Below are 13,047 nucleotides of genomic sequence, written 5' to 3' on the forward strand. Positions count from 1 at the left end.
GAAATGATGAAATCATGAAAAAAATCACATTCAGCATCTTTTTGGTTTTGGGCGTTTTTTCCAGTTCCATAACTGCCCAAGAAATTCAAAAAAAATATGCTAAAGAAGTAGCGCGTTTGGCTCAAAAAAAACAGGTCAAGGAAGCGTTTGCCCAGATTAAGGCACAAATGGATCAAACCACGGCCGACCTTATTACCTTGACAGAGATTTTAGCTCCTCCGTTCATGGAAGAGGAAAGAGGCAAAGTGTTTGCCAAGATGCTTGAAGAAGCTGGGGTTGACAGTATCTGGACAGATAAGGTGGGAAATGTTATCGGGTTGCGAAAAGGCACCTCAGGCGAATCCGGCTATGTAGGCGTGGATGCCCACTTGGACGTTGTTTTTCCAGAAGGAACGGATGTGACCGTCAAAAAAGTCGGAGACACCCTAAAAGCTCCTGGCATCGGGGACGACACCCGAGGTTTGGCAATGGTCATCAGTATGCTCAAGGCCATGAACAAATCCGGGATAAAGACCGAAAAAGACATCTTGTTCGTTGGTACGGTGGGCGAAGAAGGTCTCGGTGACCTACGCGGCATGAAGTACATGTTCAACGAATCCGGATTGGATATTGATTCCTGGATCGCCATAGATGGTGGTAGTCTGGGCCGTATTAGCAATGCTGGATTGGGTTCCAAACGATACAAATTGCACATTAAAGGACAGGGCGGGCACTCATGGGGTTCCTTTGGATTGGCGAATCCGCACCATGCTCTTGGCAGGGCCATTACCGTTTTTTCTGATGCGGCTTGGGAATACACTTCCAGCACTATGCCAAAAACCAGTTTCAATGTCGGTAGAATCGGTGGGGGTACTTCTGTAAACTCGATTCCGTTTGAATCTTGGATGGAAGTGGATATGCGTGCCATCGAACCCAAAAACCTCGATGAAATTGAAATCATTTTCAAGGAATCCGTGGAAAAGGCCATAACGGAATACAATGCCAGTGGAGTGCGTGGCGAGGTTACTTATGAACTCATTAAAATCGGTGATAGACCATCAGGGGAATTACCCGCTTCCCTCCCCTTGATTCAAAGAACCATGGCTGCGACCAAGCTTTTTGGTGCAACGCCCAGACTGGGACGGGGTTCGACCAACATCAATATTCCCGTTGCCAAAGGAATTCCCGCTGTTTGCATCGGCAGGGGCGGAAAAGGTGGTGGCGCCCACTCCCTGCACGAATGGTACTTGAACGATGAGGAAAGTGATGAATCCATACAATTGGCACTATTGATAACATTGGCTCAAACAGGTTTAGTCAAATAAGACAAAGAATTTTATTTTTTTAACTTGTCATTTCCAATGACGCCATTTCAATTTAAAATTTGAAAAATTTTTTATAATCAATATATAACCTAATAAAATGAATAAGGTAATTAACAAATACCAAAATTATAACTCTATGCTTAATAGTTTTATATTTAAGCATGCCATATAAATCATTCCCTTTTTATCGTCAATTAGATCAAATGGATTGCGGCCCAACCTGTTTGCGTATGGTTGCAAAACATCATGGAAAATCCTATTCTGTTGATTATTTAAGGAAAAAATCAAATATTACCCGTGAAGGAGTTTCAATAGGTGATATTGCAGAAGCTGCAGAGTCAATTGGTTATCATACTTTGGCAGTTAGTCTGGACTTTAAAACCGTAGTAGAAGAAGTCCCTCTTCCTTGCATTGCTCATTGGCGGCAACGACATTTTATAGTGGTATACGCAATAAAAAAAGATATAGTTTATGTTGCTGACCCCGCACATGGTTTGATAGAATATTCAAGAGATGAATTTCTACAAGGCTGGATAGGCAAAAATACCAATGAGATTTCTGAGGGCTTCCTGCTTTTATTAGAGCCTACTCCCAAATTTTATGAAAATGAAATAGAGAATAAACACAAATATGGTTTCAAATTCCTTCTATGGTACTTTAAGCCCTATAAAAAGTATATAATTCAACTTTTTTTGGGATTATTTGTTGGAAGCCTATTGCAATTGATATTTCCGTTTTTAACCCAAGCTGTAGTAGATTATGGTATAAATTATCAGAATTTAAACTTTATTTATTTAATTCTAATCGCCCAGCTTACTTTATTTATATCTCAAACAACAGTTAATCTTATACGTGGTTGGATTCTATTACACATGACAAGCAGAATTAATATTAATTTAATCTCCGATTTTTTAATGAAGTTAATGCGTTTGCCAATCGCCTTCTTTGATTCGAAAAATACAGGGGACATTATTCAAAGAATTTATGATCATGACAGAATTCAGGAGTTTTTATCAAACACTACTTTAAACACTCTATTCTCTGCTTTTAACTTAATTGTATTTGGGTTTGTACTGGCATATTATAATCTTTCAATTTTTGCTATATTTTTTATTGGATCCTTTGTTTATATTGGATGGACTCTTTTGTTCTTAAAGAAAAGGGAAGAGCTTGATTATAAACGTTTTGATCAAGCGGCAGATAATCAAAGTAGTATTTATCAATTGATTTCTGGTATGCAGGAAATAAAATTGAACGGCTCGGAACGAAGACGGCGTTGGGAGTGGGAAGCCATACAGGTAAAATTGTTTAAGGTTTCAATAAAGAGTTTGACCTTGTCACAGGCACAAAATACTGGAGGGCAGTTTTTTAACGAACTCAAAAATATCTTAATCACATTTATAGCTGCTAAATCGGTAATTGAAGGAAGCCTTACCTTGGGTATGATGCTTTCAGTACAATACATCATAGGGCAGTTAAATCTTCCTATAAATAACCTAATCACTTTTATTCAAACGGGTCAGGATGCTAAAATAAGCCTGGAAAGACTAGCCGAGATACATTCTAAAGATGATGAGGAACTATTAGACGATAATATTACCAATGATTTTCCTGAGAGTAAAGATATTAATATAAGGAATCTGACCTTTCGTTACGGCGGTAAAAGTTCTCCAAAAGTGTTGAACAAGATTAACTTAACAATACCTGAAGGAAAAGTAACAGCTATTGTAGGTGCCAGTGGAAGTGGTAAAACAACACTTATCAAACTGTTGTTGAAATTTTATGAGCCGACCAAAGGTGATATTCTGATTGGAAAAATCAATTTAAGGAATATAGGGACTAACTTTTGGAGAAAAAATTGTGGCAGCGTAATGCAGGATGGATTTCTGTTTGGAGACACTATTACCAGGAACATTACCGAATCAGATTCAGAAAGTCTTGTTGATAAAACTAGACTTTTAAATGCTGTGGGTGTTGCCAATATCGAAAATTTCATTGAACAATTGCCTTTGGGGTTCAATACTAAAATTGGCAGTAGTGGCGCCAACATTAGTGGAGGACAAAAACAACGAATTTTAATCGCAAGATCTGTTTATAAAAACCCAGATTACATATTCTTTGATGAGGCTACCAGCGCATTGGACGCCAGTAACGAAAAAATTATTATGGATAAATTAGAAAAATTTTATAAAGGAAAGACTGTGGTGGTGGTGGCACACCGATTGAGCACCGTAAAAAATGCAGACCAAATTATTTTTTTGGACAATGGTAAGATTGCAGAAAGTGGGAATCACTTAGAATTAACAAAAAAGAAAGGTCTATATTATAATTTAGTAAAAAATCAATTAGAACTTGGTAGCTAAAATGACAGATTACCAAAACGATATAAAACAAAAAATCAACCTGCTAGACGAACGTTCCGACCAAGTAAATGAGATTTTAGGCAAAGCCCCTAGTTGGGTGGTTCGGTCTGGTATTACAGTAGTCTTTATTATTGTACTTTTGTTAATTTTTGGATCTGCCCTCATAAGTTATAATGACATTATTCCTGCAGAGATTACCATAACCAGCAAAAATCCTCCCGTATACCTTAAATCGAAAACCTCTGGTAGACTTACCCATATTTTTGTGGAAGCGAATCAACAAGTTAAGGCAAATGAAATACTTGCCGAAATTGAAAATACAGCAAAGTTAGAGGATGTTATCTATTTAAGAGATAAAATTAACGCTTTCAATGCAAAAATTTTAGACTTAGATTCATTGCAATACGTCTTTCCACCCTATTTAGATTTAGGCACTATACAAATCGCTTATGGTGAATTTTTGACCCAATATCAAAACTACATCCTATTCTTAACATTATCACCAACTGAAAGAGAATCAGCATTGATTGACAATCAACTTAGGGAACAAAAATCCTTTTTAGACAAGCAGCAAAGACAATTGAACATCTTTAAAGAAGATTTGAAACTTTCCAAAAGTAGTTATGACCGTTATGTCTCCTTATATGAAAAAGGTGTCATTTCAAAAGCGGAGTATGAAAATGCTGCTCGAGAATATCTCTCAGACAAACAACAATATCAGAATTTCTTAAAGGGTATATCAAACACTCAGATTGCTATTGCCAATTTTAACAATCTATTGACCAAATCCAATATTCAGGGTACTGAGTTTAAAAACAACTATAAACAGCAATTAGATAAAGCTTATCAAATTTTAAACAATGAACTTTCATCATGGGAACGTCATTTTCTGATTAAAAGCCCGATAGCAGGGAAAGTCACCTTATTTGATATTTGGAACCAAAACCAGAACGTTAACGCAGGTGAAACTCTCTTTACTGTAATACCCAATAACCTAGACGAAATAATTGGTAGGGTTAAACTACCAATTCGAAATTCAGGTAAGGTAAAGATAGGCCAAAAAGTAATAGTTAAATTAGCTAACTATCCCTTTGAAGAATGGGGAAGTTTAGAAGGGGAAATTCAAAATATATCACAAGTTCCTAATCAGGATGCTGAAGAAGCTTTTTACACGTTATACATTAAACTAAACAGCTTAACTACTTCATATCAAAAACACATTGACTTTAAACAAGAGATGCAGGGTACTGCGGAGATAATAGTGGAGGAACTAACAATATTACAAAGAATTTTTTATCAGCTAAGAAAAGTATTTAATGACAACTCCTAAAAGCTCCCTATTTAGAACAAGTTATAATTATTTTGACATTTTTAAAAATGATAATGAATCAGATAACTATCGGAACATTTTAGTTGCTAACAATTTATTAATTCCATTTTCTTTCCTTTAATGATAGCATAAAAATCAAAAGCCCTCCAAATAAAATCTAAAATGAAGGGCTATTAAATAACATTTCTTAATTCAAGCATATCCCATATTAACAACATTTAGTTTCAGAAGGCGTATAACAAACTTGAAGACCCCCACAAGTGTGACTACCACCACAAAGACAACTTCCTCCAGCAGATGGTGTATTGCTACCATAGGTTCCACCTTTAATTGAAGATTCCGTTAATTTAGAAATTACTTTCTTGTTTAATTTAAGTAACACTTTCTTTTTTTTCATAATTATATGTTTTAAAGTTCCACGTCAAGATAAGTATTTTCCCTCATTAAATAATGACTTTTATTTATTTTTTTAACATTGATTTTAATAAAAAATCAAATAGTACGGATAAATTAAGGATGTTCGTAAAAACGAAATGTAACCCTCCCTAAAAATCGGACTGGTCGGAATTAGACAAAAAGTTTAATTTTAACAGTCAGATATTATGAAGAGAACCAAGTTTACAGAGAGCCAGATCGTATCCTGCATCAAGCAGTACGAATCAGGGGTCAAAGTGGATCAGATCTGCAGGGAGATGGGCATCCACAAGGCCACATTTTACAATTGGAAGAAACGATATTCGGGGATGGACAGCCTCGAGCTCAAGCGCCTGAAGGAACTTGAGGAGGAGAACCGCAAGCTCAAGCAGATGTATGCGGACATGGCCCTTGACAACAAGATGCTCAAGGACGTGCTCTCAAAAAAGTGGTAGGCTCCGGTGAAAGAAAAAACATGGTGGCCTACCTGGGGGAATATTACAGGGTAAGCATCACCAGGGCCTGCAGGACATTGACGTTCCCAAAATCGATGTACTATTACCGCTCTGTGAAAGATGACAGTGAGGTGATCGACAAGTTGCTGGAGCTTTCCGTGGCCAAGCCAAGGGAGGGACAGGACAAATACTATCAGCGGATAAGACTGGAAGGCCATAAATGGAACAAGAAGCGGGTCAGGCGGGTATACCTGATGCTGGGCCTGAACTTGAGGAGAAAGACCAAAAAGAGGGTGCCCAAGCGGGGCAAGGAGCCCTTGGTGCTGCCCGATGGTCCGAACATGACATGTTCCATGGACTTCATGAGCGATTCATTGGTGCACGGCAGAAGGTTCAGGACCTTCAACATCATCGATGACTTCAACAGGAAGGCCATCGGTGTGGAGGCCGAGTTCAGTTTCCCTGCCATGGGCGTGGTACAGGTATTGAAGAGGGCCATCGGGGAACATGGTAGGCCAGAAAAGGTCAGGGTGGACAACGGGCCCGAGTTCCTTGCGCTTGATTTCACCAGATGGTGCGAGGCCCAAGGGATAGACATCCAGTACACCCAGCAAGGAAGGCCCATGCAGAACGGGTTCATTGAACGGTTCAACCGTACCTACAGACAGGATGTACTTGATGCACATCTGTTCGAGGATATTTCACAGGTACGCTTATTGACCGAGGAATGGATAAAGGATTACAACCGGAAACGGCCGCATGAGGCCCTGGGGGGAATCACCCCGGAACGTTATGAAAAGGAATTCTCTTCCAAGCAAGCTTGCTTGGAAGAACAAACAAAAGTTGTCTAACCAATGGTCCGAGAAAAGGGAGGGTTACAGAAATCGCGCTTCCATGCGCTGATCTGGGTCGGGTGTATCTCGTACTTCTGGGCAAGCTCGGCAAGGCTATGCCGCTCTTTCAAGGCTTCCAGGACCACTTTGGTCTTGAACTTCGGGGTGAATTTTCTTCGTGTCATATTCAGTAAATTTAATGATTAAACTTACTGCCCTAATTTTTGGGGTATCTACAGTCAAACCAAAGTTTTTTTTAATTGAAATTTATATGAAAATCCTGCTATGTCAATAGTTCTAAAATTGATTTTATGCTCTGAAAAATGGGATATAATATACGTCGTAAAGGATTTTTCTCTTACATAAAATGTATTTGTCTTAAAAATGGAAGGGATTATTAAACGCTGACCCCTAAACTCTTTATTATATGCAAGAAAAGTATACTTTCCTTCACTTTTTCTCAAAAATATTTTTCCGTCAGAAAATTCACTATCAGATGAACACTGATTATGATTTCTCCTATTCAGACCAACCGATATATAATAATCTATTCTTTGAGATAGAAAATGATAATATGGATTAAAAATCTCATATTTTAAATAATTATAAGAAATTTTAAACAAATTGTAAGAATAGTTCTGTATGTGATATCGATAAATCTTGAATTTTTTAGGTATAGCTTTAGAATTCTTTTTCTTGGTAAGAATGTTATTCTTAAATAACTTAAAATGATACAATAGTGTTTCATACCTTTCCATAAAAACTAGTTGACCGTTAACCCATTTTAAATTGCCCGGGAGACCTTCGATAATTAAAAAATCCCAAAATACCCTAATATTATTTTTCTCTTTAATTAAAACATGATGCATACTTTCTATTTCGCATGAGATATCGAAAATGCTATAACCATCAGTCAAGTAATCATGTTTAAAATTACACTCATCAAAACAGTAATGTTTCTGGCTGCCAAATATCATTTTATAATCCCGGCTTTTGGTAAAAAGGTAGTTTACTTCTTTCTCATTTCTAAACAACATAAAATATCCTGTTGGGAAATCTGGCCTTCCGGAAATTACATCATACTCTGACAGTAGTGATTCTGTCATGAACTCCCTTATCTGCCCAAAGACTATATCTAAATCACAAACTCCCCAAAAATCGTATCCAATTAAATATTCAGAAAAAATCACTCCATAGGCTGGCTTAAAATCACATAATTTGTATGCATCTTCAATTGAAACTGTTAACTTAAGTTTTGAAGAAGCTATCAAATTAAATTCATCCAATGTCAAATTTAACAAGCTTACATTCTCAGGGATTTCTCCGTCATATGATGTATTACAAAAGATATAAAAATCTATAGTGGGGTTATGTTCACAAGATTTGATGAAATAATCGAAAAACCATGGGAAATCTCCCATAAAAACATTGATTAGTGCGATTTTTTTCATTTCAATCCACCTACTATATCTATTTAGAATTTAATTTATATTTTTTCTTTGCCAAGACAGTTTTATAATATCGATACAAGAAATCGTAGCTAACCATCTCATTTAAACGATTTTTGGATTTAAACAACCTGTTCATTAACATATGGATATAGCTTGAAATAAGATTGCTTTGAGTCAAATCCTTTGTACCGCTATTAAGACTAACTAATATCTGATTAGCGAAAGGTTTTAACTTTTCCTTTTTTCTATCTAAAATAGTTAAGATTGGTTCATAATCAGGATTACTTTCTTTTGTAAAAACCATAAAAGTTTCAATCTCTTCACGCAATTTTCTATACTTATCATCCAATTGCTTTTTAAGAGGTCTTGCCATTCCAAATTCTTTTCCAAAACTTGTTTTAAGGATGTCCAATAAAATTAGTTTTTTTTGAAGGGAATACCCAAAAATATCCAAAAGATGGTCTATAGACCTTAGCCCGAATAACCAGCGTAACTGTTCTCCATCATCTCCTTCGATTAAATCCAGAAACTCAACAATTGATTTACTATCATAATAAAAAAGGGTTTCTGAAAACTCAATAGTGTCCATGCCGTAACGCATTAATTCTCTATGATAAGTATCTAACTGAACCTTCCAAATAAGTTCTTGTTCATTGTAATCTCTCAGATTAACATACATTGAATTAATTATTTTCCCAAAATAATCATTGTTAGTTAACCTAAAACGCACTCTTAAATGATGTTTAGGGTCTCCATAACGGATAAAAAACCACTTATCAATATAACCTTGGTCAACTAACTCCTCCGAGATTGGTTTTATGACATCTGTTAAAATTAAATCGGCTGTTTTATAACCAGTATATATCTTGTAGTATAGCCATTCACTTCCAAAAATAAAACTTCGTTGAACTATATTATCCATTAGTTTGTTTTTTAGACCCAGCTAACTTTTTATTGTTATAAAATGACACGATAAATTCATTAGTGTAATATCCGTTATTTGACTTTACAACTGATTCTTCTGAAAACAAAAATTCTATTAATTCAAAATTATTTTTATTCTTTACCTCATCTAAAAACATCTTTACCGATGTTATATTATTGAAGTTGATTAAGAGCTGGTTATCACCCTCAGATAACAAGACGTATCTGGGCAGTTTTATTTTTTTGCGCCATTTTTCAACCGCTTCTCCAAGTTCCAGATTATTATCCCTTATTTGTAAAAGGTTTAAAATTTCGTCTTTTTTAACTCTCCACTTTGCTTCAGATAATATTAAATTGCCGTACTCAACTCTTGGTAAAAAGCTACGATTCTCTTCTAAATAACCGTAACTAAAATATATGTTGCTCCGAAGATTTTGTGTTTGCATGTCGCATAAGAAGTGATAAATAGGAAGTGCATTTGCAGAAAAAAAATGTGCGTTTGTTAAATGAGGTACAACTTCTTTGTCGAGTTTTTTTGATCGCAAGATTATTTTATCATTTCTAACTGATATGAATAAGTCTTCCAAAGGAATCTGGTTTTCTTTAGCTAAAACCGACTTAGCCAAATAAGGTATTTCAAATTGACGAAATGCTGGACGCATTAAAATGTTACCCACCCGCGCTTCTGGCAAGTGAACGATTTCTGCTAGAATCTTATTAAAATTGATTTTATTCTCTAAATCTGTTATATGTTGAGAGAATGTTTTTAAAGCTTGATCCCCGTAGCAAAATCTTCCTAAAAGATTTGCAGCACTAGAACCGCCAATGCTTGAAAATTTTATTTTTTCCTGGCCATCTTCACGTATTATCTTAATCATTGTAGAAAGTGTGTCGGGTAAATCATCCCAATTTTCTGGCAGGTCTATTATATCATCGTCAGATATAATAATTTTAGTTTCTCCTTTTTGATTAGAAGAAATCAATTTCCTTTCTAACAATCTATTAATATTATCCTGTTCAACAGAACGCTTCCCATACCAATCTTCCTCAAGAGGCAAAAATACATCATCAACTAAAGGGTTTAAATCTCCGCCCTGCCAATCTTGTATATATCCAATTCCTGTTTCAACATCCAACACCCTCGCTAGTGGCATTTCCCGTTCTTCATAGCGTTCGTAAAATATATTCTTGAATTTGGATAAATTAGTTTCAGATTTAGGCGAAGTTAACCTATTCAACACCTTCATTCCTCTTTTTAAGGTTTCAGCGACGTCGAAGGAAAGTAAATTCTCTTTTGGCCTAAGTTCTAAATCGGATTGAAAAAGATGTTTAAGCTCGAACGATGTCGTTTTCTCTTTTAATGATGCACTTATTTCAAAATACTTATGAGGTGCGTTTCCTAAACACTCATCTATTTCATTTAACTTATTTTGGAGGTTTTTAAGAAATTGTATTTCTCTATCAACCCCTTTTAAGTTTCCAAGAACTTCCAAAATCTGTTCCATGAATTCTGGGCCAGAAACAGAAGGCTCTAGATTGCTAACTAAAACTTGACTATCTAATAATTCGTCAATAAAATTTTCAGCATCATTATTTGAAATACCAACATCTATTAATGAAGAAATTAATTCACTATATAGAACCCCCGACTTGGCCTTTTTTAATATTAAGCTTAAGTATTCTGAATTATCCAATTCCACAATATGGTGGTGCCTTCTACTATTCACATAATAATATTCTATGTAGCGTAATTGATTTCCACTTATGTATAAGCTAGAATTTAGCACAAAAAATAATTGCTTCCGAATTGATTTCTGCTTAGATAAATCATGGGAAAGTGCAACCAAATAGTTCATGTCAAAGCGGGTATGTCTTTTATTATTCCCCGTGGAGGGAATTATAGAAGTATTTGTATTAAAACCGCCTAAGCTACAACCCGCAAATAAACCAAAAGGTGTACACCTTGTGGACATACGAGTCAAATATTTTAATAGTGAAAATTGAATTTTTTCTTCTTTTTTTTTATCTAGCCCCCCTTTCAACCACTTTTCAGCTTCAAAATATAATGCTGGTGAGGCCAAAAAACAAGCCTCTTTTATTAAAGGGTCATTATATGCTTTTATTAGTTGATCGTTTGAAATACAATTTCCAGCTGTCAACTCTTCGTAAAAATTAAAGTTTAAGGAAGGTGTTCTTAACACGAATTTCGAAAAATGCTTAAAAGGGTTATTTTCTTTTTTCATTTAACTTATCATAAGACATTCATCCCAGGTATTTCTTTCTTTGGATAAATAATTAATAATAGTAAGTCCTATACCTGCAACTCCTTCTAATATAGATAGTTCTGGCATCCAATTTTTTTCATAACCATTATATTGCTTATAACCAGCATAACCGTCATTAAAAATGGCTTTTTCCATACCATCCTTCATCCAATAATCCATTGATTCTTTATATAATTTAGATTGATTTCTATGGAAGAGATTCTGGTAAATAAGAGCATTACCATATGATCCGTGACAAATTGCTGCATCTATAACAAAACTCTTTTTTGGGGACTTTCGAAAAGTAGTATGGCTTAAGATATTAAATGAATGGTTTTCGATTGTATTATCTCCAAGGGATTGACTAGCTTGTAAAAGAGAAAGTCCAATTCCTAAATCTCCATAACACCATGCTATTCGACTATTATATTCGAGTTCTTTGTTCTTTTCTACCCAACTAGGAAATAAAGAAATATTTTTTTCGGTTTCTTTTTTTAAGCCTAGTATATAACTTACACCTCCGAAAAGTAGTTTTTCGGTTTGGTCTTTGAAAACAGCTATTTTATTAAGTTTTGATAAAAAGATTAAAATACTAGGAATGCCGTGGGACAAACCTAAATTTGTACCTCTTTTATCTTTTTTTCTCTCTAATACCGAATCCCATCTAAAACCATTTTTTGTTGGAATAGAGAGTTTTTCTAAACTAGAAACAGATTTTGATAAGTATTCATAATAGTGCTCTTGTAAATATGAATTTTCAGTATTTATGTACCTACTCAAAAAATAATAGGCATAACCCAATGCTCCGTGTAGAAAATCAAAATTATTATGATCAAAGTCAATCATCATTTGATTATAAAGATAATCGTCGAATTGAGAAAGTAAGTCATCACAGTCAAAATCAATAAAACCGTTTGTTTTTAAATGTTGAATTGCCCAACCAAAACCTCCGATTCCAGTGCAATACGTAGGGAAAGAATATCCTTCGTTGATTTTTTGGATACAATTGGAAATCATTTCTGCCCCAAATTCAGCGTTTTCATCAATATCTAAAAATTTTGAGTAATAAAATTGGAACATTGCCATTCCTGAAACACCTGTTAAGACCCCAATATTAGGTTCTTCTGTATATTTTTCAATGATAATATTACTTATGTCACATAGTTTTTGTCGAAGTAAAGTACCTTGAATCATATGTTACAAAATTGATTCATATCAAAACCTTTTATTTTTTCAATATACTAATATTACTTGAATAATGGTAGGCCTTACATATGATTACTGATCAGTTTCAATAGGTGTATCATATTAATTGAGGCATTTCAATGAAGAAACAAGGTTAAGTTAGTTTACCAACAAATTTACCAAGAAACCTTTCACTGAGTGATGTTTTTGTGTTCTAATTCGCAGAAATTAGTGAATTGTCTTTACAAACTCTATCAATATCGATTTCTTGCGCAATATGACATTCATATCAAAGAAATTCTGTTGTTTTATGTTTACCTGCTTTGGTAATGAGTCCTTCACTATTTTTTAAGTGAAGGCTACACGACCAGTGCTTATATTATAAATCCTTTCTAGCTAAGAAGCTCTCCAAATACATATTTTGTTATGTCATGAATTAACCTTACGAGTCTATGGAAACTAAAGTAATTACAACTTGCTGTGTATTTTGAAGACTTCATATGCAAAAATCCTCAGCTCAAGTT

11 protein-coding genes are annotated in these 13,047 nt (G+C 34.9%); 5 read left to right on the forward strand and 6 right to left on the reverse strand.

Annotated elements, in window-relative coordinates; translation table 11 throughout:
* Nucleotides 1–14: 14 nt before the first annotated feature.
* From EO132_RS16895 to EO132_RS16905, 3 genes are all read left to right on the forward strand, one after another.
* Nucleotides 15–1,304, forward strand: coding sequence for a M20/M25/M40 family metallo-hydrolase (locus tag EO132_RS16895; protein WP_127138993.1), 1,290 nt, complete (start codon nt 15–17; stop codon nt 1,302–1,304).
* A gap of 161 nt (nt 1,305–1,465) precedes the next feature.
* Nucleotides 1,466–3,667, forward strand: a complete 2,202-nt coding sequence (locus EO132_RS16900) for a peptidase domain-containing ABC transporter (RefSeq protein WP_127138994.1) — start codon at nt 1,466–1,468, stop codon at nt 3,665–3,667.
* Nucleotides 3,657–4,997, forward strand: a complete 1,341-nt coding sequence (locus tag EO132_RS16905) for an HlyD family secretion protein (protein ID WP_127138995.1) — start codon at nt 3,657–3,659, stop codon at nt 4,995–4,997. The genes EO132_RS16900 and EO132_RS16905 overlap by 11 nt, the downstream gene beginning before the upstream one ends.
* 208 nt (nt 4,998–5,205) lie before the next feature.
* Here the strand turns inward: EO132_RS16905 and EO132_RS16910 are convergent, their stop codons facing one another.
* Complete coding sequence (locus EO132_RS16910) at nt 5,206–5,394, reverse strand: hypothetical protein (RefSeq protein WP_127138996.1); 189 nt, start codon at nt 5,392–5,394, stop codon at nt 5,206–5,208.
* A 205-nt stretch (nt 5,395–5,599) separates the two neighbouring features.
* Between EO132_RS16910 and EO132_RS19495 the strand changes: the two genes are divergently transcribed.
* Entirely contained in the window at nt 5,600–5,866 is a 267-nt protein-coding gene (locus tag EO132_RS19495; RefSeq protein ID WP_036378989.1) for a transposase, read from the forward strand.
* 20 nt (nt 5,867–5,886) lie between these two features.
* On the forward strand, nt 5,887–6,717 hold the full coding sequence (locus tag EO132_RS16915; RefSeq protein ID WP_235856495.1) for an IS3 family transposase: 831 nt from the start codon (nt 5,887–5,889) through the stop codon (nt 6,715–6,717).
* On the opposite strand, the gene EO132_RS16920 is transcribed toward EO132_RS16915, so the two are convergent.
* From EO132_RS16920 to EO132_RS16940, 5 genes are read right to left on the reverse strand one after another with little or no spacing between them, the layout of a single operon-like run.
* Nucleotides 6,714–6,884 (reverse strand): transposase, encoded by a 171-nt coding sequence (locus tag EO132_RS16920; RefSeq protein ID WP_127138998.1) that lies wholly within the window; start codon nt 6,882–6,884, stop codon nt 6,714–6,716. The two genes, EO132_RS16915 and EO132_RS16920, sit on opposite strands and share 4 nt — an antisense overlap.
* A gap of 54 nt (nt 6,885–6,938) precedes the next feature.
* Complete coding sequence (locus EO132_RS16925) at nt 6,939–8,120, reverse strand: DUF6625 family protein (protein WP_127138999.1); 1,182 nt, start codon at nt 8,118–8,120, stop codon at nt 6,939–6,941.
* 49 nt (nt 8,121–8,169) lie between these two features.
* Complete coding sequence (locus EO132_RS16930; protein WP_127139000.1) at nt 8,170–9,072, reverse strand: thiopeptide-type bacteriocin biosynthesis protein; 903 nt, start codon at nt 9,070–9,072, stop codon at nt 8,170–8,172.
* Nucleotides 9,065–11,317: a lantibiotic dehydratase family protein gene (locus tag EO132_RS16935; RefSeq protein ID WP_127139001.1), complete on the reverse strand. Its 2,253-nt coding sequence runs from the start codon at nt 11,315–11,317 to the stop codon at nt 9,065–9,067. The genes EO132_RS16930 and EO132_RS16935 overlap by 8 nt, the downstream gene beginning before the upstream one ends.
* Nucleotides 11,318–12,532, reverse strand: coding sequence for a lanthionine synthetase LanC family protein (locus EO132_RS16940; protein WP_127139002.1), 1,215 nt, complete (start codon nt 12,530–12,532; stop codon nt 11,318–11,320).
* Between the last annotated feature and the right edge of the window lie 515 nt (nt 12,533–13,047).

The sequence above is a fragment of the Flagellimonas oceanensis genome (assembly GCF_003992595.1).
In the GTDB taxonomy this organism is placed as follows: domain Bacteria; phylum Bacteroidota; class Bacteroidia; order Flavobacteriales; family Flavobacteriaceae; genus Flagellimonas; species Flagellimonas oceanensis.